22 protein-coding genes and 1 tRNA gene are annotated in these 21,757 nt (G+C 62.2%); 11 read left to right on the top strand and 12 right to left on the bottom strand.

What is annotated here, in order from left to right:
* Positions 1-10 precede the first annotated feature (10 nt).
* Complete coding sequence (gene larC / locus ACOGI7_RS14900) at positions 11-1,198, bottom strand: nickel pincer cofactor biosynthesis protein LarC (protein ID WP_419849533.1); 1,188 nt, start codon at positions 1,196-1,198, stop codon at positions 11-13.
* Positions 1,199-1,230: 32 nt separating this feature from the next.
* Positions 1,231-1,980, bottom strand: a complete 750-nt coding sequence (larB, locus tag ACOGI7_RS14895; RefSeq protein WP_419851526.1) for a nickel pincer cofactor biosynthesis protein LarB — start codon at positions 1,978-1,980, stop codon at positions 1,231-1,233.
* Between the two features lie 108 nt (positions 1,981-2,088).
* Here larB and pheA point away from each other — a divergent pair, with 108 nt between their 5' ends.
* From pheA to ACOGI7_RS14860, 7 genes are all read left to right on the top strand, one after another.
* Positions 2,089-3,036, top strand: coding sequence for a prephenate dehydratase (gene pheA, locus ACOGI7_RS14890; protein ID WP_419849532.1), 948 nt, complete (start codon positions 2,089-2,091; stop codon positions 3,034-3,036).
* A 72-nt stretch (positions 3,037-3,108) separates the two neighbouring features.
* Positions 3,109-4,329: an LLM class flavin-dependent oxidoreductase gene (locus ACOGI7_RS14885; protein WP_419849531.1), complete on the top strand. Its 1,221-nt coding sequence runs from the start codon at positions 3,109-3,111 to the stop codon at positions 4,327-4,329.
* 26 nt (positions 4,330-4,355) lie between these two features.
* Positions 4,356-5,000, top strand: a complete 645-nt coding sequence (locus ACOGI7_RS14880) for a TetR/AcrR family transcriptional regulator (protein ID WP_419849530.1) — start codon at positions 4,356-4,358, stop codon at positions 4,998-5,000.
* Positions 5,001-5,009: 9 nt separating this feature from the next.
* A complete protein-coding gene (locus ACOGI7_RS14875; RefSeq protein WP_419849529.1) occupies positions 5,010-5,495 on the top strand; it encodes a MaoC family dehydratase in 486 nt (161 codons plus the stop codon).
* Positions 5,496-5,509: 14 nt separating this feature from the next.
* Entirely contained in the window at positions 5,510-6,223 is a 714-nt protein-coding gene (locus ACOGI7_RS14870; protein WP_419849528.1) for an SDR family NAD(P)-dependent oxidoreductase, read from the top strand.
* A 52-nt stretch (positions 6,224-6,275) separates the two neighbouring features.
* Positions 6,276-7,508 carry a CaiB/BaiF CoA transferase family protein gene (locus ACOGI7_RS14865; RefSeq protein WP_419849527.1) on the top strand — a complete coding sequence of 411 codons (1,233 nt, stop codon included), beginning with the start codon at positions 6,276-6,278 and terminating at the stop codon, positions 7,506-7,508.
* Positions 7,505-8,272 (top strand): inositol monophosphatase family protein, encoded by a 768-nt coding sequence (locus ACOGI7_RS14860; protein WP_419849526.1) that lies wholly within the window; start codon positions 7,505-7,507, stop codon positions 8,270-8,272. Before ACOGI7_RS14865 ends, ACOGI7_RS14860 begins: the two co-directional genes overlap by 4 nt.
* Here the strand turns inward: ACOGI7_RS14860 and ACOGI7_RS14855 are convergent.
* The 10 genes from ACOGI7_RS14855 to dnaA all read right to left on the bottom strand — a co-directional run bounded on the left by ACOGI7_RS14855 (position 8,269) and on the right by dnaA (position 19,352).
* The gene (locus ACOGI7_RS14855; protein ID WP_419851525.1) at positions 8,269-9,252 is read right to left on the bottom strand and encodes a hypothetical protein; all 984 of its coding nucleotides are present in this window, start codon (positions 9,250-9,252) and stop codon (positions 8,269-8,271) included. The genes ACOGI7_RS14860 and ACOGI7_RS14855 overlap by 4 nt on opposite strands.
* Positions 9,253-9,490: 238 nt before the next feature.
* Positions 9,491-9,564, bottom strand: a tRNA-Ile gene (locus tag ACOGI7_RS14850).
* Between the two features lie 22 nt (positions 9,565-9,586).
* Positions 9,587-10,120, bottom strand: a complete 534-nt coding sequence (locus ACOGI7_RS14845) for a DUF3566 domain-containing protein (protein ID WP_419849525.1) — start codon at positions 10,118-10,120, stop codon at positions 9,587-9,589.
* Positions 10,096-10,464, bottom strand: coding sequence for a hypothetical protein (locus tag ACOGI7_RS14840; RefSeq protein WP_419849524.1), 369 nt, complete (start codon positions 10,462-10,464; stop codon positions 10,096-10,098). Before ACOGI7_RS14840 ends, ACOGI7_RS14845 begins: the two co-directional genes overlap by 25 nt.
* A 51-nt stretch (positions 10,465-10,515) precedes the next feature.
* Positions 10,516-12,981, bottom strand: a complete 2,466-nt coding sequence (gene gyrA, locus ACOGI7_RS14835) for a DNA gyrase subunit A (protein ID WP_419849523.1) — start codon at positions 12,979-12,981, stop codon at positions 10,516-10,518.
* 15 nt (positions 12,982-12,996) lie between these two features.
* The gene (locus tag ACOGI7_RS14830) at positions 12,997-14,982 is read right to left on the bottom strand and encodes a DNA gyrase/topoisomerase IV subunit B (RefSeq protein ID WP_419849522.1); all 1,986 of its coding nucleotides are present in this window, start codon (positions 14,980-14,982) and stop codon (positions 12,997-12,999) included.
* Between the two features lie 177 nt (positions 14,983-15,159).
* Positions 15,160-15,480, bottom strand: a complete 321-nt coding sequence (locus tag ACOGI7_RS14825; RefSeq protein ID WP_419849521.1) for a DciA family protein — start codon at positions 15,478-15,480, stop codon at positions 15,160-15,162.
* A 43-nt stretch (positions 15,481-15,523) separates the two neighbouring features.
* Entirely contained in the window at positions 15,524-16,609 is a 1,086-nt protein-coding gene (recF, locus tag ACOGI7_RS14820; RefSeq protein WP_419849520.1) for a DNA replication/repair protein RecF, read from the bottom strand.
* 27 nt (positions 16,610-16,636) lie between these two features.
* Entirely contained in the window at positions 16,637-17,731 is a 1,095-nt protein-coding gene (gene dnaN, locus ACOGI7_RS14815; RefSeq protein ID WP_419849519.1) for a DNA polymerase III subunit beta, read from the bottom strand.
* A gap of 241 nt (positions 17,732-17,972) precedes the next feature.
* Positions 17,973-19,352 (bottom strand): chromosomal replication initiator protein DnaA, encoded by a 1,380-nt coding sequence (gene dnaA / locus ACOGI7_RS14810; RefSeq protein WP_419851524.1) that lies wholly within the window; start codon positions 19,350-19,352, stop codon positions 17,973-17,975.
* A gap of 357 nt (positions 19,353-19,709) precedes the next feature.
* Here dnaA and rpmH point away from each other — a divergent pair, with 357 nt between their 5' ends.
* Genes rpmH through yidC form a run of 4 tightly spaced genes read left to right on the top strand, consistent with a single transcriptional unit; the run spans position 19,710 to position 21,757 of the window.
* On the top strand, positions 19,710-19,844 hold the full coding sequence (gene rpmH / locus ACOGI7_RS14805) for a 50S ribosomal protein L34 (RefSeq protein WP_419851523.1): 135 nt from the start codon (positions 19,710-19,712) through the stop codon (positions 19,842-19,844).
* On the top strand, positions 19,841-20,185 hold the full coding sequence (locus ACOGI7_RS14800; protein ID WP_419851522.1) for a ribonuclease P protein component: 345 nt from the start codon (positions 19,841-19,843) through the stop codon (positions 20,183-20,185). Before rpmH ends, ACOGI7_RS14800 begins: the two co-directional genes overlap by 4 nt.
* A gap of 44 nt (positions 20,186-20,229) precedes the next feature.
* Entirely contained in the window at positions 20,230-20,520 is a 291-nt protein-coding gene (yidD, locus tag ACOGI7_RS14795) for a membrane protein insertion efficiency factor YidD (protein WP_419851521.1), read from the top strand.
* Complete coding sequence (gene yidC, locus ACOGI7_RS14790; protein ID WP_419849518.1) at positions 20,513-21,757, top strand: membrane protein insertase YidC; 1,245 nt, start codon at positions 20,513-20,515, stop codon at positions 21,755-21,757. Before yidD ends, yidC begins: the two co-directional genes overlap by 8 nt.

The following is a 21,757-nucleotide window of genomic DNA, read 5'->3' as shown; positions in this document are numbered from 1 at the left end:
GGCTTTGATACTAGGCAACCGGCTCGTCGTCGCCCTGCCGCCGCCAGGCCTCCTCCGCCAAGGAGACAACCTCACGAGCCGGCAATCCCAACAACTTCGAGGCCCGCACCGCCTCATCGTGTTCGACCTTGACCCGCCCCGCGCTCACCTTCACCCGAAGCCGGCGACCATCAACGTCCACCTCGTGCTCCAACCGCCCCCGGGGCCACCGCTCGATCAACTGTCCCCGGACCCCCAGCGACCCGGTCTCCTCCGCCAGCGTGGCCGCCACCTGATCGCCTACCGCAGGATCGGCCAACGCGCTCACGGTGTACGCCGGCCGCCCCTTCTTCATGACGATCGGCGTGATCCAGGCATCGTGCGCCCCTGCTTCCAACAGCGATGCCACCGTGTGCGCCAGAGTCTCCCCCGTCGCGTCATCCACATTGGTCTCGAACAACATCACCGGCTGGCCCGCGGGGCGAGATGCCGCCATCGTCCCCACCACCACTTGAGTCAGATTGGGACGGTCCTCCAGCTGGTTGTCGCCCGCGCCAAATCCGCTCGCCGAGATCGTCATCGGCGGCATGGGCCCCCAGCCTTCGGCCAGCGCCGAGAGAATCGCCGCACCGGTGGGCGTGGTCAACTCCATACCCACGTCCAAGCCGAACGTCGGGCACCCCACCAGCAGTTCCACCACGGCGGGCGGCGGATTGGGCAGATGCCCGTGGGCACTGCGGATCATTCCCCGTCCACACGCCACCGCACTGGAGTAAACCTGGTCGATCCCCAATACCTCCAGCGCAGCGCAGGTGCCCACCACGTCGATGATGGCGTCCAGCCCGCCCACTTCGTGGAAATGGACCTGCTCTGGCGGGCGGCGGTGCAGCTTGCCCTCGGCCCGAGCCAGGGCATCGAAGACCGCCAGCGCCCGATCGGCCACCCGGTCGGGCAGCCGGGCCTCTCCGACGAGGGCATTGATGTGGCTGGCGGTGCGCACCACCGACGTCTCCTGGGTGATCACCCGCACATCGGTGGCCGCGACGCCCCCTCGCTGGGTGGGGTGGGCTTGCAGATCCCACCCGCCCAAAGGCAGCAGTTCGCATATGTCCCGTACTTCGGCCACATCTGCCCCGGCGTCGATCAGCGCCCCCAGCGCCATGTCGCCCGCGATCCCGCTGAAGCAGTGAAACCAGGCAACGCCAGCCGGATCAGCCATCGTTCGCTCCGCTCAGGCATCGTTCGCTCCGCTCAGCCATCGTTCAACCCTGCCGGTGACGCTGCTCGATCCCTCGTCTTGAACAGCCGCAGCACCGCGCAAGCCGCGCCGAATCCATTGTCCACCCCGACGACGGTCACACCCGCGGCGCATGACGACATCATGGCCAGCAGCGGAGTGACCCCTTCCAGCGAGGACCCGTATCCCGCGCTGGTGGGCACGGCCACCACCGGGGCCGTCGTCAGCCCTCCGACGACTGAGGCCAAGGCCCCCTCCATCCCAGCCACCACCACCACGGCGTCGGCCTCCGCCAGCGAGTCGACTTCGTTGAGAATTCGATGAAGTCCGGCCACCCCCACATCGTTCAGACGCTGCGGAGCCAGCCCGTGGGCGGCCAGCACCACTCCGCACTCGTCGGCCACCGGGAGATCGGCGGTGCCGGCCGCGGCCAGTACCACCCGCTCGGGCCGCGGCGGTGCTGGCCGCCACACCAGCGTAGTGTCGTAGCGCTCCCCTTCGGGATTGAGGGCCAGGGCGACGGCGGCCTGCCCGGCTGAAGCTCGAGTCAACAACACCGGGCCGCCCGGCTGATCGAGCAGTTCCTTCACAATGTCCGCGCACTGGTCGGGCGTCTTGCCCGGTCCGTAGACAACCTCGGCCAGCCCCTGGCGGAGATTGCGATGATGATCTACCCGGGCAAACCCCAAATCGGCAAACGGCAGCCGCCGCAACTGCCGAACCGCGTCATCAACCGGCAGCGCGCCGCTGCGCACGTCGTCCATCATTTTCCGAAGAAAAGCCTCATCCACCTCAACATCCCGCCTTTTCCAGTAGTCCTTGCCATTTTCTCACCGCGACCGCGTTTCTCAATACCACTATCCTGCCCCTTTGTGACTGCCTCTGCCCGATCTATAAGCCATGTGGCCTATCTCGGACCGCCAGGCACGTTCACTGAAGAAGCGCTTCTCACCCAGCCAGACTTGGCCGCCGCGAAGCACCAATTATGCCGATCAATCCCTGAGGTCCTTGAATCTGCCGCTGACGGCCGCGTTGATTTGGGGTTCACCGCCATCGAGAATTCCATCGAAGGCACGGTCAATGTCGCCCTCGACGCTTTGATCTTCGAACACGACCTGCTCATCCAGCGAGAGGTGATCATCGACGTCCGCCTCCACCTCCTCGGCCTACCCGGTGCTTCGTTGGAGACAATCCAAAGGGTCATCAGCTTCCCCGTGGCAACCGCCCAATGCCGGCACTATCTGACCGACAACCTGCCCCACGTCGAGGAAGTTGCGGCCAACTCCACCGCGGCCGCGGCGCAGGACCTCGCCGATTCCCAAGACGCGGCGGTTGCCGCCATCGGCACCGCCCTGTCTCAGCAGCTCTACGGCCTGGAACTGATCGCCACCGACATCGAAGACCACCCGGAGAACCAAACCCGCTTCGTGGCGGTCTCTAGTTCGGGTGTGCCTACCCCCACTGGGCACGACAAGACCTCGATCGTGGTCTTCCAGCATGCCGATCGATCGGGCTCGCTGATGGGCATTCTCGCCGAGTTCGCGGCCCGCTCCATCAACCTCACCAAACTGGAATCCCGGCCCACCAAGAAAGCGCTGGGCGATTACTGCTTCCTTATCGACCTTGAGGGCCATATCGCCGATCAGCTGGTGGCCGACTGCCTCACCAGCATCCTGGCCAAGCACGGCGAGGTGAAGTTCCTCGGCTCCTATCCGACCACAACTCGGGGCAGCGAGGAGAAGAACAGCAATGCCTCCTCTGCGTGGAGCGAGGCCCAGAGTTGGATCGAGTCCCTCCGCCGCCAAGTCGGGGAAGCTTGACTTGACACGTTCTAATATCTTCCATTAGAACTGACTCGGCATTGCCCTCACCCAACAGGAGCGGAGGAGACCATGGAGTTCGGAATTTTCGTCAACGGCTACATCCCCGGGCCCGCAGCCCACGACACCGAGGCAGAGCACACTGCCTTGATGCGGGAGGCCCATTACGTCATCACCGCTGACAAGTACAACTGGAAGTACGCCTGGTTCGGCGAGCACCACTGCCTCACCGAGTACAGCCACATGTCGGCCCCCGCCCCGGTCATGGGCTATGTGGCCGCCAAAACCGAGCGCATCCATCTCTCCACCGGCATCACCAGCCTGCCCACCGCCAAGGAGCACCCGGTACGAATCGCCGAGCGGGCCGCCATGCTCGACCACATCACCGAGAACCGCTTCGAGTTCGGCACCGGTCGAGGCGCAGGCAGCCATGAGGTGGCCACCTTCGGCGGACTGACCCCGCCCGAGACCAAGTCGATGTGGGATGAGGTAATCCGCGAGATCCCCCGCATGTGGGAGCAGCGCGACTACTGCTTCGAGGGCGAGCACTTCTCGGTGCCCAAGCCCCACAACGTGCTGCCCAAGCCCCACGGCCACGGCCATCCTCCCATCTGGGTGGCGTGCGGCAACCCGCCCACCTTCGCCAAGGCCGGGTCGCTGGGCATCGGCGCCATCGCCTTCAACTTCGAGCCCATCTTCAACCTCAAGGGCCGCATCGACGCCTACAAGGAGGCCATCCAAAGCCCGGTGGAGCAGATCGGCCAGTTCAAGAACGACAACGTGATGATGACCAACGCGGTCATCTGCCTGGAAGACCGGGAACGGGCCCGGGAGATCGCCAAAGCCAAGGGGCGGGGCTATCTGGTCACCATGGTGAACCTCTACCACGACACCATGCCCAAGTCTCCCGACGCCATCACCTGGCCCTCTGCGCCCAACCAGATCGAGTGGACCGACGAGATGCTCGACGGGGCCATTGCCGGCGGCTACATGCTGTGCGGCAATGCCGAAGAGGTCTGCGAACAGGTGGCCCGTTACCAGACGGTCGGCTGCGATCAGGTGGTGTTCGGCCTGCCCGGCGAGGGCATGGAGCATGACGAGATCGACGAGATGCTGGAGGTGTTCGGCACCAAGGTCATCCCCGAGTACGACCCCGATCCGGTCCACTCCACCGACCGCTACCGGGCGACCGCCCAGCGCCGGTATCCCGACTTCGAATTCCCGCTTCCCGACGGCATCGACGTAGAGCTCATCCCCGACACCGCCATATTGCCCCTGGGCCACGGCAAATAGCCCGACCGACCCGAGGAACAGCGGCTGTGCCCCGCGACGCCACCGAAACCCGAGCCCGGCTGATCGCTGAAGCCGAGCGCCTGTTCGCCGAGCAGGGCATCTGGAAGGTGCGGGTTCAAGACATCGTGGCCGCCGCCGGGCAGAAGAACAGCTCGGCGCTCTCCTATCACTTCGGATCCCGCAGCGGGGTGCTCGACGCCATCTTGCGAGAGCACGGTGAGCCCATCGACCAAGACCGGGGTGAGGTGTGGGCTTCGTTGGATGACGACCACACTCCCGCGCTCATCGAGGCGCTGGTTCAGCCTCTCACCCACCGGTTGGCCACCGACAGCGGTCGGTGCTACCTGCGGATCGTGGCCCAGCTCAGTGCAGACTTCAGTCGCTGGGATTTCGATCCCACCCACGTGCCGGCAAACCTCAACGCCATCTTGAGGCTGTTGCGAGACCGCTCATCGGCGGCCGACAAAGCCCAGCGAGGCGAGCGGGTGCTGGGCATGATCCAGCTGATGACCGCTTCATTGGCCGAGCGGGCCCGCCGCATCGAAGCAGGCGACCCCTTGGCCACTCAAGACCATGCGTATGCTGCCAATCTGGTGGACATGTTGACCGGGATCATTGAGGCGCCCTCACGCAATGCGGCCATGACGGCACCACAAAGCTCTGGCCGGTAATTTGCCACTGTGCCAGACAACCAGATTCCTCGACCGGTCACTGGACTGTGGTTTGAGGACTTGACCCCCGGGCTGGTTGTCCATCACGCCATCCGCCGCACGATCACCGAGGCCGACAACGTGGCCTTCACCACCATGACCATGAATCCCGCGCCCATCCACCTCGACGCCGATTACGCATCTGGCACCGAATTCGGGAAGCCGTTGGTGAACTCCATGCTGACCCTGGCGCTGGCCGTGGGCATCAGCGTCCACGAGACAACCATGGGGACCACGGTGGCCAACCTGGGCTTCCAAGAGGTCTCTTTCGGGGCTCCGGTGTTCGCCGGAGACACCATCCGGGTGGAGACCGAAGTCTTGGACGCCCGCCCCTCCAAGTCTCGCCCCACTCAGGGTGTGGTCACCCTCGAGCACCGGGCCTACTCTGTGGGCGCCGACGCGCTGGTTTGCCGGGCCGTTCGCACTGCCTTGATGCATCGCCGACCGTCTCAATAGGCCATGCTTTGGGCATGAACCGATTTGAAGACAAGATCGCCGTAGTCACTGGCGCGGCGTCCGGCATCGGAAGGGCCACTGTCGACCGCCTGCGCTCTGAGGGCGGCACCGTGGTGGGCATCGACCGAGACCCGGTGGACGACGTTGACCTGGCCATCCAACTCGACCTGCTCGACCTGGATGCCATTGCTCCCACAGTCGCTCAAGTGATGGATGCCTACGGTCGCATCGACGTGTTGTGCAACATCGCCGGCATCGGCCATTTCACCCGTGATGAGGACGAGACCCCGGAGGCATGGAACCGGGTGATCGGCGTGAACCTCACCGGTACGTTCTTCATGTCCCAGGCCTGCTTGCCCCACTTGCTCGAGTCCGAGGGCAACATCGTCAACACCGCCTCCACCGCCGGCACCAACGCCCAGCCGTGGAGCTCCGTCTACTCGGCCTCCAAGGGCGGGGTGATCGCCCTCACCCAGACCATGGCCATCACCAACGGGCGGTCGGGAATCCGGGTCAACTGCATCGCCCCCGGGGGTGTTGAGACCCCGATCGCCGGGCAGTTCACCGTGCCGGAAGGCGTCGACCTCACCATCATGGACCGCATCCTCCCCTTCCACCGCCCAGCCCAACCCTTTGAGCTGGCCGCAGCGTTCGCCTTTTTGGCCAGCGATGATGCCAGTTACTGCAACGGCATCGTTCTCCGAGTCGACGGAGGTATGCAGACATGACCTGCCCGGCAGCCGTCCACCGCCTTCTCCCGATCAAACGAGGTATGCAACCATGAGCCACCCCGCTCCTCCCCTGGCCGGTGTCCGGGTCATCGAGAGTTCGCTGCTCGGCCCGGGATTCCTAACCACGTTCCTGTCCGACATGGGCGCCGACGTCATCAAAGTCGAGCCTCCGCAGGGCGACTACATCCGCCAGATGACCTGGCCCATCGTCAACGGCGTGTCGCTGCTGCATCTGCATACCCATCGGGGCAAGCGCAGCATCGTGCTCGATCTGCGCCAGCCCGAAGGCGTGGAGCTCTATCTGGATCTCGCTCGCAACGCCGACGCGGTGGTGGAGGCCATGAGGCCCGGTGCCCTGGAGCGGCGGGGCCTGGGCTACGAGCAGCTCAAGGAAGTGAACCCCCGGATCGTGTTCGCCACCATCAGCGGCTACGGAATGACCGGTCCGTACAAGGACATGCCCAGCCACGGCATCGCCTACGACACCTGGGCCGGGCTCATTCCCCCCGCCTATGACGACGACGGCTTCTGCCGCATCCCCGAGATGCCCAATATCGGCATCAACATCGCCCCTCTCATCGGCGCGCTCGCGGTCTGTGCCGGGATCATCCGGGCTCGGGACACCGGCGAGGGCTGCCGATTGGAGTTGGCCCAGTCTGACGCGGCCGCCTACATGGACTGGTACCGCATCGAAACCTGGAAGGCCTACGAGCGTCCCGAAGACGAGGTCACCGGCAACCCGTCCGACGACTATGAGCGCCGGGCGCCGGGCCTGGCCGGTATGTGGGAGGGCGTCCGCTACCAGATGTACGAGTCGGCGGATGGCCACGTGCTGTTCATGGCCTCCGAACAGGCTTTTTGGCGCAACTTCTGCGAGGCGTTGGACCGCATGGACCTCTTCGACCGCTGGCCGGGGTCGAAGTACGCCGACCATGCCCGAGGCAACTTCGAAATGCAGCGGGAGCTGCGGGACATCTTCCGCACCAAGACCAGTGCCGAGTGGCTTGAGTTCGGCGACCGGGTGAACACTCCCATCGCCCCGGTGAACAACGCCAAGAACGTGGTCGACGACCCGCAGTTCCAAGACCGGTTGCCACTGTTCACCATCGAGCAGTTGGGCTGCGAACAGCTCCCCCTTCCAGTCAAGTTCTTCGACGAGGAGCTCCCCGTCCCCACCCACGCTCCCACCGTCGGCCAGCAGACCGACGAGGTGCTCAGCGAGGTATTGGGGCTGGGCGAAGACCGCCTGGCTGCACTTCGGGACCAAGGCATCCTGGGATGACCGAGTCGGCTGATGCCGAGTTGCTGAACGAGGCTGTTGAGTTGACCCGTGAAGCCGGACAGCTCACCCTCAGCTGGTTCAATGATCACGAGTTGTCGGTGCGCCGCAAGGACGACGGCTCCCCGGTAACCGAAGCCGACAAGGCGGCGGAGTCATTTCTTCGGGAGGCACTGGCCAAGAGGTTCCCCGAAGACGCCGTGATTGGTGAGGAGTTCCCCGAACAACAAGGCTCGTCAGGGCGAACGTGGATCATCGACCCCATCGACGGCACCCGCAGCTTCGTCCGCGGCGTGCCCCTGTACACCACGCTGTTGGCCGTGATCGATCAGCACGGCCCAGCCATCGGTGTGGCAGCCGTCCCCCCTCTCGACGAAGCGGTATGGGCTGGCCGGGGCCTGGGCTGTTTCCACAACGGGCACCGCTGCCAGGTGAGCTCGCAATCCGAACTCAGCCGGTCTTATCTGTGCGCATCAGGGTTCGAATGGTGGCCCGAAGGCGCCTTCGAGCGGGCGAGTCGAACCGGCGCCCGAATGCGCACCTGGGGAGACGGCTACGGCTATGTCCTAGTCGCCACCGGCCGAACCGACGCCATGATCGACCCCGGCCTCAACCTTTGGGACATCGCCCCCATGCTGGTGATAGTCCCCGAAGCCGGCGGCCAAGTCACCCAATGGAACGGCACCAACACCCCATCCGCCGGCGACTGGCTGGCCACCAACGGCAACTTCCACGAAGAACTCCGCACTCTCCTCAACAACGGCTAGGCCCCGGCAAACTCCTCACAAACCACCCCTTGCCCCTCCAGAACACTCAAGAACTCCCCCGCATCCACAATCTCCGACAACCCCACCACGCCAGTCCCATCAACCTTCCCCGCCCCGATCAACTCCAGAGCGCTCACCACCACCGACGAAGCCACAAACCCCGGCGCCCCTGAAGCCCCCAGAATCCGCCCCGCCCAAGCACCGTCTCGCTGGCCCCGCACCTCAACCCGCACCGCACCCAGCTTCCCCTCCGGATGCGGGGGCCGCAGCATCGGCAACCAAGAGCTAAACCGATCCCTCCGAGTGGCCGCCATGCGGGCCGTGATCCGATCCGCCCTGCTGAACTTCCGAACCAGCAGCATCGGGTCGGGCAGCGCAGCCCGGTAGCAATCGGCTGCGTCAACCGGACTCGGGAACCAGCAAAGCTCCCGGCCTGATCCACCCGGCCGCTGCTTCCACCCCCCGCGCCATTCCAACGCCAGCGAACTCAAAGCCCGGTGATGTTGACGGGCACAATCCGGCCCCCCGGTGCCGAACTTGGCAACGTGTACTTCAGTCACGCGGTCGAATTCCTCAGCCGCCCGAACCGCCAAGACGTCACTCAACCCCGGGGCCATGCCCGCTCCAACGACCACCAGTGAGTTCTGTTGCCGGATCGCACCGTTCAAACCCAGCAGCCGCCGCACATCAGACACCGAGTCAGTCGTGGTCAGCACCATCCGGCCACTGCCCAGAAATCGACGAGCCAGTCGGGCTTGGCTGCCCGATGCAGTGGCCAAAACCACCACATCGGCCGAATCCTCCAGGCTTCCCACGGTCACCGGAGACCCATGCTTTTTAGTCAAGTGCCAGGCCCGATCGGGATATCGGTCGATCACAGCCACCCGGCTGACAGGGATCGAAGGCGAGCCAACCAAGTGATTCACCACTCCGGCGCCGACCACACCCGCGCCGATTACCAGGATTTCCATATCAGTTATCTGACCGACGGAATGAAAGTCACCATGCGGCTCAGATGGAGCAGCTCAGAGTCAGTTGCTGCCGCTGATCTGGCGCCAGCCGCCCGACTGAGGCGGTACGCCCCCGGTGCCCCGAGCACGCAAAATGGCCGCAATTGCAGCCGCCCCTGCCAGAGCAACCAACGCTCTTCGCAGAATCTTCACGACACCCATCCTAACGAACCCCCTCAACGGTGCAACCGGGGAAGACCTGCCAACGTGGGGCTAGCTGGATTCGAACCAGCGACCTCACCCTTATCAGGGGTGCGCTCTAACCGACTGAGCTATAGCCCCAAAGCCAAACCGAGTGAAGAGCCTACTTACGAGGGTTCCAGGCAGGCCAACGAAATCGCCGAGGTCGGGTCCGAGGCCGTTGCCGAGCCGTTTCCTCCTCGATGACCGTGACCCTCATTCCACCGGTCAGATCGCTGATGAGATTGAACAGTACACACAGCAAAACGTTGAAAAACGTGCCCGCCACCACCAACACCAACCCGCCCACAGCAAAGCCGCGGAATATCTGGCTGGCGTTGAACTTGAACTCTTGCAGGGCGAACAACTCCTCGATGAATGACTCGGTGTCATCCACTGTGCCCGACCCCACTGCGATGCTCCACAGCATCACCCCGGTCAGCATCACGATCACCCACAGGCACAGGTAGAAGATCAACGAGATCTTCAACACCGACCAGGGCTCGATGTGGCGAACCACCCGGCGCACCTTGCGCGCCTGCAATCGCACTGCCCGCCGGTATTCCCTCGGGGTGACCTTCACCGGCTGGCGCGCCATTGCCTGGCTCGGCAACGGTGTGGCAGGAGGATCGCTCACCTGACCGGGGTCGATGGACACGCCCCGAAGTGTACGGGATCGCTAGTCGGAAATGATTGGCACCGCCACCACCCGGGAGGGCGGAACTCTGCTCTGGCTGTCGCCAGTGAGCCGTCAAGGCTCACGACCACCTCGGTCTCGAAGCCGTCCTGCACCACCGAAACCAGCGTTGCCCGATTGGCCGCCGCGGTGGTCGATGCAGCCTGAGGATCAGCCGCCGCGGCCATCGCCACTGCATCGGCGATTGCTGTCGCCCGAGCCCGGCGAACCGCGTCAGCGCCGAGCTGGCCCAACAACAGGATTGCCATCCCGATCACCGCCAATATCCCCACGCCCAACACCGAGATCGATCCCCGCTCCTCCACAACGCTGCTCCTATGGTCATTGCTGAGGGGGAAGCTTCGCCGAGTAGGAGGTTACTCCTCGTCTCCGGTGGATAAGACCGGTGCTATGGCCGCCATGGTTTGATCCTCAGACAAGGTCATTATCCGTACTCCGGCGGCGTGAGTCCCTTGCACCGAGACCGACGAGACGGACATTCGGATCGTCACTCCATTGGAGGCCACTGCGAACACCTCGTCGTCGGGAGCGACCACCCGCGCCCCCACCACTGAACCTCGCCCATCGGGCAGCTTCATGGCGATAACCCCTTGGCCACCTCGATGCTTGGACCGGAATTGGTCGAGAAGAACCCGCTTGCCGAAGCCCTGGTCGGTGGCCAAGAGCATTTCCCCCTCGGGCTGCACCGCGGTGGCGGCAACCACGATGTCGTCGCCGAGCAGCCTCATCCCTCGCACGCCAGCTGCGGTTCGCCCCATTGATCGAACCTCCGATTCCGAGAACCTCATGAGCCGACCCGACGCGCTCACCAGACAGATGTCGTCGTTCCCCGTAGTGGGAAGCACCCGCACCAACTCATCGCCCTCCCGCAAGTTGATAGCGATCAGCCCTTTGGTGCGGGTCTTGTCGTACTCCAAGAACCGGGTCCGCTTCACTACCCCCCGGCGGGTAACGAACAACAAGTACCGCATCGTCTCGTAGTCCCTGGTGTCGATCACTGCCGAAATGGTTTCTTCAGGCGCCAAGTGCAGCAGATTGACGATGGCCATGCCCCGAGCGGTTCGGCTGGTTCGGGGAACCTCGTGGGCCTTGATCCGATACACCCGGCCCATGTTGGTGAAAAACATCAGATAGGCATGGGCGGTGGTGTGGATGAGCGAGGCGATGTAGTCCCCGTCCTTCAGGTTGGCGCCGATAACGCCTTTGCCGCCTCTCCCCTGGGTCTTGAACTCGTCGGGCGTCACCGTCTTGACATAGCCGGCTGAACTCAAGCTGAACATCAGGTCTTCATCATCGATGAGAGCTTCGATATCGATCTCACCCTCGTCGGCCATGATGTGGGTCCGTCGCTCGTTGGCATGAGCCTCTCGAACTTCAAGCAGCTCTTCTGAGATAACAGCTCGCAGCTTGGCGTCGTCGGCCAGTATGGCCTCCAAGTCGACAATCAACGCCCGCTTCTCGGCCAGCTCGTCGCTCAGCTCCTTTTGGCCGAGCTGAGTAAGCCGACCCAATGGCATGTCCAATATGTGATTGGCCTGGATCTCGCTGAACTCGAACTGCTCGCCCATCAGTACTTCCCGGGCGGCGGCACGGTTGTCCGATGCCCGGATGGCAGCGATGATCTCGTCGATCATGTCCACCGCCCGCACCAGTCCTTCCAGGATGTGCTCCCGACGGCGGGCCTCCTCCAGGCGGAACTCTGTCCGGCGTCGCACCACCTCCTGCTGGTGGCCGGCGTATGCGGCCAGGCAGTCGCGCAGCGTCATAGTCCGGGGCACCCCGTCGGCGAGCGCCACCATGTTCACCGGGAAATTCGTTTGCAGCGGGGAGTGCTTGTAGAGGTTGTTCAGCACAACCAACGCAGGGGCGTCTCTCTTCAGCTCGAACACCAGCTTGGTCTGGCCTTTGGCCGATTCATTGTGGATTTGACGAATGCCGTCGATTACCCGCCGATTCACCAGGTCGGCCACCTTCTCCTCGATGATCTCCGCGCTGGTCTGATACGGGATTTCGGTAACCACAATCCGGACGTTGGTACCGCTCTCCACAATCTCTGCGGCGGCTCGCACCTTGATCGTTCCCTGGCCGGTGATATAGGCGTCCCGAATGCCCTGGTAGCCCATGATGCGGCCCCGGGTGGGGAAATCGGGGCCCTTTACGAACCCCATCAGATCCTCGTTGGTGGCCTCCGGGTTCTCCAGCAAGTGATTCACCGCGTCAATCACTTCGCCCAGGTTGTGAGGCGGAATGTTGGTCGCCATGCCCACGGCGATGCCCTGGCTGCCGTTCACCAGCAGATTCGGGAACCGCGACGGCAACACCACCGGCTCCTGCTCGGTGGAGTCGAAGTTGTCGGAGAAATCGACGGTCTGCTCGTCGATGCCGTCCAACAGCCTCATGGCCAACTCGTCGAGGCGGCACTCGGTGTACCTCATGGCCGCGGGTGGATCGTTGGGTGAGCCAAAGTTCCCGTGGGGGTCGATCAGCGGGTGCCGCAGCGAGAAACCCTGCCCCAGCCGAACCAAGGCGTCGTAGATGGCCTGATCACCATGGGGGTGGTACTTCCCCATGACATCGCCCACCACTCGGGCGCACTTCACATAGGGCCGGTTGGGCCGAGTGCCCTGGTCGTACATCCCCCAGAGGATGCGGCGGTGGACTGGCTTGAGCCCGTCGCGTACGTCGGGGAGCGCTCGAGCTGTGATGACCGACATGGCGTAGTCCAAGAACGACTGCTCCATCTCGGTTTGGATGTCGATGTCCTGGACTGCGCCTCTCGGCGATTCCTCAGGCTCAGGCGAGATGTCAGGCTCGTCGGACACTGGATTCCTTGGCGCTCATATGTCCAAAAAGCGGACGTCTTTGGCGTTGGTCTGGATGAACCGCTTGCGCGATTGAACGTCTTCCCCCATCAGCTTGGAGAACACCTCGTCGGCCGCCGCAGCCTGCTCCACTGAGACTCTCAGCAGGGTGCGCTGAGCCGGGTCCATTGTGGTGGCCCACAGCTCCTCGGCATCCATCTCACCGAGGCCCTTCAGTCTCTGGAACTCTGCACTGTGCTTGGGATTTTCGGCCAAGAAGGCCTCTTTGGCGTGGTCGTCTTTCAGATAGATCTTCGACCGACCCACCTCTGTGGAGTAGAGCGGGGGCTGTGCGATGTACACATGGCCCTTCACCACCAAATCGCGCATCTGCCGGTAGAAGAACGTGAGCAGGAGCGTGCGAATGTGGCTGCCGTCCACGTCGGCATCGGCCAGCAGGATCACCTTCCCGTAGCGGACCCGAGTCTTGTGCTCTTGGTCGCCGTTTACCGCGTCCTTGGCGCCGTTGCTCTCGGCCGAATCGAACTCATTGCCGAAGCCCGCGCCGATCGCGGCGACAAGCGCCTGGATTTCCGTGTTGCGGAGCATCCGGTCAACCTGCACTCGCTCGACGTTCAAGATCTTCCCTCGGATGGGGAGAATGGCCATGGTCCTGGGGTCGCGGGCGTCTTTGGCCGAGCCGCCTGCGGAGTTGCCCTCCACGATGAACAGCTCGCATTCATCCCGATCGGTGGACGTGCAGTCGACCAGCTTGCCGGGCAATCCCGCGCCATCGAGGGCTGACTTCCGCCGGGTGGCATCCCGGGCCTGTCGGGCGGCCAGCCGAGCCTTCTGGGCTTGGAGGCACTTGGTTGCGATCTTGCGGGCATCGGTGGGATTCTCCTCCAGCCACTCCGCCAGCTTCTCGTTCGTCGCCCGCTCTACCAGGGAGCGCATGGAGGTGTTGCCCAACTTCGACTTGGTCTGACCCTCAAACTGCGGCTCCCGCAGCCTCACGCTCACAATCGCCGTCAGTCCTTCGCGAATGTCCTCGCCGGCCAGGTTGTCATCCTTCTCCTTCAGGTGCCCCTTGGCCCGGCAGTAGTCGTTGACCACTCGAGTGAGCCCCTTGCGGAAGCCCTCCTCGTGCATCCCCCCCTCTACGGTGTTGATGCCGTTGGCAAAGGAGTGCAGGCCATCGGTGTTGTAGCCGCTATTCCACTGAAACGCGACCTCCACTTCATCACCGTCTTCTTGCTGCGAGAAGAAGCCGACGTCGTCGAACAGCGCGTCCTTGGAGCTGTTCACCTCGCGCACGAAGTCACTGATGCCGTCCTGGTAGCAGTACACCGTCCAGTCAGCGCCCCCGGTACCGTCGGAGCGCAGGTCACGGAACTTGATCTCCAGATCGCGATTCAAGAACGCCATCATCTGGAGCCGCTCGAGCAGTGCCTGGGCTCTGAACCGCACATCATCGAAGATGCCCTCGTCGGGCCAGAAGCGAACAATCGTGCCGGTGCGGTTCTCGGGGCTGTCGCCAATGACCCGCAGTTTTTCTGTCATCTCCCCGCCATTGGCAAACGACATCGTGTGGCGGTGGCCGTCCCGATCAATCTCTACTTCCAGTCGGGTGGACAGGGCATTCACCACCGACACCCCCACACCGTGCAGGCCGCCCGACACCTTGTAACCATTGCCGCCGAACTTGCCCCCCGCATGCAGGAGGGTGAGCACCACTGCGACCGCACTCATGTCGGGATGCTGAGGATGGGGGTCCACAGGGATGCCCCGCCCGTTGTCCCGAACTTCGCAACCGCCGTCGGCCAGAAGGGTTATCTCAATGGTTGTGCAGTACCCGGCCATCGCCTCGTCGACGGCGTTGTCCACCACTTCGTAGACCAGGTGATGCAACCCGGTCACCGAGGTAGACCCGATATACATTCCCGGACGCGTCCGGACGGCGTCGAGGCCTTCCAAAACGGTTATGTCTTCGGCTCTGTAAGACTCAGACGTGTTAGTCACGACCTGGCTTTTCTGCCCTGCTAGACGGGCCTTGTAGGGGGATGGGCAGACGCTCCCGCCGAACGGTTTGCCTCGCGGGCAAGTCGGCCAAATGCGCTGCCTCCGATACTGAAATTCTACCAGTTTTTGGGGCCCGATTGACTCACCGGAGAGCCGGTTCCCGGCCTTCGGGGCCAATCATCCGGAGCGGACTCTGACCGTCAGAGAAGTGACGGCCTCCTCCTCCGCAGCGGCATTGATCCGACTGATGAGCTCGGCGCTGAAAAACCTCATTTCAGTGGCCCATGCAGGGTCGTCCACCGCCACGACCAACTCACCGTCGACCAGTCGTACCGGCGACGAGTGAGCTGCCATCACCGAGCCAACCAACTCGTCCCACGCCTCAAAAACCATCTTCAGCACTTGAGCACGCGGTGCCCTCAGCCCAGACGTCACCTGGTCCAGGGCCTCTCCCAGCCGCCGAGGTCCCGACCGCTTCCGCAATGGCTCCCACCCCATCGTCCCAGTCTGCCCCGGCAACATGGACAAGGCGACCGGGAAATCACACTTCCCGAATAACTCGACCGTCCGCCACCCGGAATCGGGCGCTGTAGGCAATGTCCGCGGGCAGCGCACCAGCGGTGGTCAAGAGCGTCTGCTCAGACTGCAATGCACCCAGCACGCCGCGGCACCTGTCCGGGTCCAATTCGGAGAACACGTCGTCCAACAGCAGCAGGGGCGACTGGCCGGTGGCCTCCTCCAGCTCGCGATGAGCGGCCAGGCGCAATGCCAGTGCCAGTGACCGCTGCTCCCCCTGGGAGGCGTGAGTCCGGGCCGGCCTGCCATCCAGAACCACCGCAACATCGTCCCGATGGGGTCCCACGGTGGTCACTCCTCGGCGCAGGTCCTCTGATCGGGCCTGGACAAGTGCCTCCTTGAGCCCGCCTGGAGACCAGGTCGACTCATAGGCCAAGTCCAGCGGAACCGCCTGGACGGCGATCTCCTTATAGGCCGATACCGCCTTCGTATCGAGCTTGGCCACCACGCCTCGGCGGGCATTGGTCAGTCGCTCCCCAACATCGGCCAACTTCTCGTCCCACACATCGAGGGTCACAGCAGCCTCGGAGTCGAGCCGGCCTCCCGATTGCCGCAGCAGCGCATTCCGCTGGCGCAGGATGTTGTCCATGTCCGCCCTGGCCGCATCGAGACGAGGATCGATCTGGCTCAAGACGTCATCAAGGAACCGGCGCCGCTCTCCCGGGCCCCCTTTGAGCAGCACCAAATCATCGGGCATGAAGATGGACACCGGAGCCAACCCCAATAGATCCCGGCGACGGACCCTCTGCCGGTTGACTTGGAACTGGGAACGACCCGTCGACCTCAACGCAGCCTCGAAGAGGACTTCCCTTTGATCGACCGCCATCTCACCTCGAACCACTGCCTCTGAGACGTCCGGCCCGGTCCGGATCAACGCCTCGGTGCTGTTGACGCGAAACGACGTCATAGTCGCCAGATAGAAGATCGCCTCCAACAGATTGGTCTTCCCCTCGCCGTTGGGCCCGACAATCAGGCTTGTGCCCGGCGGGAGCTCCAACTCAAGGCGGGAATAATTGCGAAAATCCGCAAGCCAGAGGCGCTGAAGACGCACGCTCTGCCTATTTGACGCAAGCGGGGCTCAGTTGATGCGAACTGGCATCAACAAATACAGGAACTGTTCAGACTCGGGTGTGCGGATCACTGCCGGCTTCAACGCGTCCACCGTGTTGAGCACGATCTCGTCGCCGGGTGCTGCTTCTGCCCCATCCAGCAAGTACTCGGGGTTGAAAGCCACTGTGAGGTCTTCGCCCTCGAACGCCGCGTCCAGTTGCTCCTGGGCCTCTCCGACGTCTTGGGTGGTCGCCGACAGCTCAAGGCCGGTAGCCGACATGTCCAAGCGAATCGGCGTCGAATCCTGAGCCATCAGGCGGACTCTTCGCACCGCGTTGATGAAGGCCTCCCTGTTGACGGTCAGGCGATTCGGCTGATGCGTCGGAATCAATCCTTGGTAGCTCGGGAACTCCCCTTCGATCAGCCGGGTGGTGACGGTGACCGCTCCCAGGTTGAAGGATGCCTCTCGTTCGCTGAAACGCACACTGACTTGCTCAACGTCTCCGAGCAATCTGATCACTTCTTGCAGTGCCCTTGAGGGAACCAAGACACTTTGATCAGAGCCGAGTACTTCTAAACCAGGAAGATCACACAGCGCTAACCGGTACGAATCCGTTGTCACCAGGCGAAGACCTTCTTCTTCGGCAGACAACAGCACGCCAGTCAACACAGGACGCGATTCATCCGCTGACGCCGCTTTCACGACTTGCCGCAGCGCAGTGAGCAAACCGTCCGCCTCCAGCACCACCGGATCTCCATCAAGCCCGGCGAGGGCTGGGAAATCCTCTGTCCCCATGGTCTGAAGGGAGAACTTCGAGCGAGCGGAATCGATATGGATCCCCTCCCCATCAACGGTCACATTCACCGCACCGGCGTCAAGCGACCGAACGACATCGCCGACCAGTCGGGCAGTGACCACCGCTTCTCCGTTGCTGGCTCCAGCCACAGTCAGCTGCATGGTGATGGTCAGCTCGCGGTCAGTTGCCGTGAGGGTCAACTCGTCTCCGTCCAGCGCCATATGAACGCCCGACAGCACCAGCTGAAAACCCCCGCGCGTCCCTGCTGCTCGGCCGGTCACCGTCAAGGCTTCTAGGAGAGCATCTCGCTCGCATCGGAATTTCACAGGGTTCTCGCTTTCATACCTGTATTTATTTAATAATTACTGTTGTTAGCAGTAGGTCGGTGGAAATGTGGAAAGCTGGCATTTCCCCTGGTTAGCCCCCATTTAGTCTATTTTGCTCTTTCCCCAAGCAAGTGGATTGTACGCGGTGCGGGTTCGCTTGCTGTGGAATGAGCCCGCGTTGTTCCCAAGGTGCGGCAACCTTTCCCCAACGAGTTCCCCTGCTGTTCCCCAACGAAGTGCCTCAGGCATTCTTGATCCTCTGGATCAACTCGGTGATCTGGTTGAAGGTCTCCGGCTGCTCCGCCATTTGCTTCGTGATCTTCTGCACCGCGTGGATGGCAGTGGTGTGGTCTCGGCCGCCGAAGACTCGGGCAATGTCGGGGTAACTCAACTCCGTCAGCTCGCGGAAGACATACATCGAGACTTGCCGGGCCTTCACCAACGGACGCTGTCGCCGCGGTCCGATGATGTCCTCGACCTTGAATGCGAACAGGTCGGCAGTTGCCTTCAAGATGACATCAGCCGTCACCGGCTGGGGTTCCCGCCGAGCAGTGATGTCTCGAAGAACGTATTGCGCCAGCTCCAGATCAAGGTATTTGTCGTTAAAGCTGGCGTATGCTGTAACTCGAGTAAGGGCCCCCTCGAGTTCACGAATATTGTCCTTGATGTTGCTGGCGATAAAGGTAAGTACTTCGTGATTGATAACAAAGTTGGACTGTTCGGCCTTCTTTCGGAGAATAGCTAACCGAGTTTCAAGATCTGGAGGTTGAATATCTGTGAGAAGTCCCATCTTGAAGCGGCTGGTCATGCGATCTTCTAGCGTTGGGATCGCATCTGGCGGACGGTCGCTGGTGAGAACGATTTGTTTGTTTACCTCGTGCAGCGAATTAAACGTATGAAAGAACTCCTCTTGTAGACCCTCTTTTCCTTCAAGGAATTGAATGTCGTCTACAAGGAGCACGTCAACTTCTCGGTAGTTTTTTTTGAAATCACTTCGAGTATTCGTTCGAATGGCATCAACGAATTGGTTTAGGAAGGTTTCTGTTGAAACATAGACGATCCGTTTGATTGGGTGTCGTTGGTCGTCGACATAATGACTCTTCACATAGTGGCCTATGGCCTGGAGAAGGTGGGTCTTCCCGAGGCCTGCATGACCATGGATGAACAGCGGATTGTACGATTTACCAGGGGTTTCTGCCACGGAGAGGGCGGCTGCAAGAGCAAATCGATTGGAAGGGCCGGTAACAAACTTGTCAAAAACGTAATTGGGGTGGAGCGTGTTGTTTGTTCGATTTACTGGTGTAGGACTGTCAACTTCCGGAATTGCCACCGGCGGAGAAGAAACTGAAACGTGGATGTCTTCACCGCTAGCACTTTGCTCAGTCAATATCTTGAGTGTGATATGCGTGGCGTTTGAGCTAGCCAGAGCATTCCGAAGAACCTCAAAATACTCACCTTCAAGACGATCTTTGATTATTGTGTTTGGGACTGTAAGTTCCAAGACATCTTCTTCCAAAGAGATCGCTTTGGCTGGGTTGAAAGTAGACTGCCAGACGGCGTCGGGGACTTGAGCTCGGATGCTATTGGCGCATGAAGACCAGAGAAGTGTTGCTGACACCATTTTGGTAGTAACTCCAAAATTTTGACGTGTGGTATCCACAAATGTGTATAAGTTGTGGATAACTCGCGATCCGTATTGTTCGCCCAACCAAGTTGGCACCGCCTCGACTGGAATTCAGGACTGTAGCACCTCTTTCTTGTCAGTGCACGGGCGACTGAGGGGGTTTTCGCAGGTCAGAGGCTTGTGTTGAGGATGTTGCCATTGTCGTTCAGGTGGTAGTTGTGGGGTGCAAAATGACGGCTTGGTCAATTGGTTGTCGCGGTGCCGGATGAGGTCGTAGCGTAGAGGGGACGCCGGGAGACGGAGGCGCTTGTAGGGCGGCCCTGAGAGGATGGCACCCCGGCCTTGGAGGAACTTGTGAAGCGCACTTATCAGCCGAATGTGCAACGTCGGGCTCGGCGTCACGGATTTCGGCATCGGATGATGACAAGAAGCGGGCGGGCGGTCATCAATGCTCGTCGGCGCCGCGGCCGCAAAAGGCTGTCGGCCTGATCGAGCGGCTTCGGGGACGCTCGGCGTTCGCTCGGCTGCGTGCCGATGGTGTTCGCGTTGACGATGGATTGCTCTGGGTTCGGTTCTTGGCTGATTCCTCTGCCCGCGCGGCCCATGTTGCCTTTGCCCTGCCGCGACAAACGGGTTCTGCCGTGATTCGCAACAAGATCCGCCGGCGGTTGCGCGCCGCGGTGAGGAGTCTGGACCGGGAATCCCCTGGCGGTCTGCCAGCTGGCCTGTACCTCGTTGGCACTCGCCGAGGCTCCCGGCAATGTTCCTATGCTGACCTGCGGGTTTCGCTGGCGACCTGTGTGGCCAAACTGGAGCGCACAGGACTGTGAACGCCGTGGATCGCACCAGTGGGCTGAGTCTGGCCGCCCGGGTTATGAGGAGCTTGATCACGGGGTATCAGCGGGCGACCGATCATCGCCCCAGCCCCTGCCGGTATGTGCCGAGCTGCTCGTACTATGCGGTGGAGGCAGTCGAGGTGCATGGCGCGGTCAGGGGAGCTTGGCTGAGTGTGCGTCGCCTGTTGCGGTGCCGCCCGGGGGCACCGTCGGGTTGGGATCCGGTGCCGGATGCAGACGGCCGGCTGGCACCCGACCCCACCCTTGGGCCAACAGGTTCGTGCGAGGTTTCCGAAGAGCCTCAGGTTGAGGCGGTGTCGGGTGTTTGACTCGGTGTTCGACGGGTTGTTCGACGGCCTCGCCTGGCTGCTGGCGGTCTACTACACGCTGGGAAACAGCTACGGCATCGCCATCATGCTGTTCACGCTCACGGTGATGCTGATTCTGACCCCGCTCACCTTCTACACCACCCGTTCGATGCTTCGGATGCAGGCCCTTCAGCCCGAGGTCAAGAAGCTCCAGACGAAATACCAGGGCGACCGCCAGCGGATGAACGAAGAGATGATGCGCCTGTATCAGAACAACAACGTGAATCCACTGGGGAGTTGCCTGCCCATCATTGCTCAGCTTCCAGTATTTTTTGTTCTATTTCGACTTATTCGAGGACTTACACGGCGTGTCAGTGATTTGGGAACCTACGTCGGGTGGCGGTTGCCGTTTGGAGATGCCGACGTACCGAATCCTGATTTTCCCGAGCGCACATTCAACCCGGAGTATTTGGCATCCGACTCCGAACTGCGGATCGCCTTAGAGAGTTCCACAGAGATGAACTTCTGGGGGATGGACCTGTCGTCCAGTCTCACCGACGCATTTCGGGATTCCTTCTCTGCCGCACTGCCGTTCTTGTTGCTGATCGTCCTGATCGGGGTGAGCAGCTATATCCAGCAGCGCCAGATTGCCGGTCGGCGCGACCCGGATGCTCCAATCAATCCGCAGCAGCAGATGATCATGAAGTTCATGCCCTGGTTCTTGCCGATCATCTCGGTTGGATTTCCCGCTGGCCTCAATCTCTACTTCGTGAGCTCGAACATCGTGCGAGTGGGGCAACAAGCGGTCATCACCCGCCGAATCTACCGGCCCCATCAGGAGCGCCAAGCCCTTATCGAAAGCAAGAAGGACGATGAGGACGATGACGAGGAAGAACTTCCAGCGCCCGCGGAGCCCGAACCTCGGCCGTTAGCCAGGTCTCGCACTCCCGCAGTCGACCATGGCAGCCGTCGGCCCACATCGCGGACCCCACCGAAGCGGCGCACGGACAGCCGCCGCACAACGAGCACGTCTTCTGGGCCGCGAACGCCACCTCGAGTCGCCAAAGACCCTGGCGCCAGGGACACGAAGGCGAAAGAGGCAAAAGCGAAGGAAACGAAGGCACCAGGGGCCAAGGCGGGTGGCGCGAAATCGTCAAAAGCAACGCCGGCACAGCGCCAGACGAGCCGGACCACACAAAAGGGTCATCAGTCACATCCCACGGATCGCCGGCGCCGGCGGAAGAAGAGGAGAAAGTAG

The organism is Candidatus Poriferisocius sp. (assembly GCF_965204145.1).
Classification (GTDB): domain Bacteria; phylum Actinomycetota; class Acidimicrobiia; order Acidimicrobiales; family Bin134; genus Poriferisocius.
This window is presented reverse-complemented; position numbering and strand designations above follow the sequence as displayed.

What these genes read in the sequence shown, in the direction of transcription:
- larC (WP_419849533.1), bottom strand. Translation starts at nt 1,198, where the DNA reads ATGGCTGATCCGGCTGGCGTTGCCTGGTTTCACTGCTTCAGCGGGATC.
- larB (WP_419851526.1), bottom strand. Translation starts at nt 1,980, where the DNA reads ATGGACGACGTGCGCAGCGGCGCGCTGCCGGTTGATGACGCGGTTCGG.
- ACOGI7_RS14885 (WP_419849531.1), top strand. Translation starts at nt 3,109, where the DNA reads ATGGAGTTCGGAATTTTCGTCAACGGCTACATCCCCGGGCCCGCAGCC.
- ACOGI7_RS14870 (WP_419849528.1), top strand. Translation starts at nt 5,510, where the DNA reads ATGAACCGATTTGAAGACAAGATCGCCGTAGTCACTGGCGCGGCGTCC.
- ACOGI7_RS14865 (WP_419849527.1), top strand. Translation starts at nt 6,276, where the DNA reads ATGAGCCACCCCGCTCCTCCCCTGGCCGGTGTCCGGGTCATCGAGAGT.
- ACOGI7_RS14860 (WP_419849526.1), top strand. Translation starts at nt 7,505, where the DNA reads ATGACCGAGTCGGCTGATGCCGAGTTGCTGAACGAGGCTGTTGAGTTG.
- ACOGI7_RS14825 (WP_419849521.1), bottom strand. Translation starts at nt 15,480, where the DNA reads ATGGGGTGGGAGCCATTGCGGAAGCGGTCGGGACCTCGGCGGCTGGGA.
- dnaA (WP_419851524.1), bottom strand. Translation starts at nt 19,352, where the DNA reads ATGGTGTCAGCAACACTTCTCTGGTCTTCATGCGCCAATAGCATCCGA.
- yidD (WP_419851521.1), top strand. Translation starts at nt 20,230, where the DNA reads ATGAGGAGCTTGATCACGGGGTATCAGCGGGCGACCGATCATCGCCCC.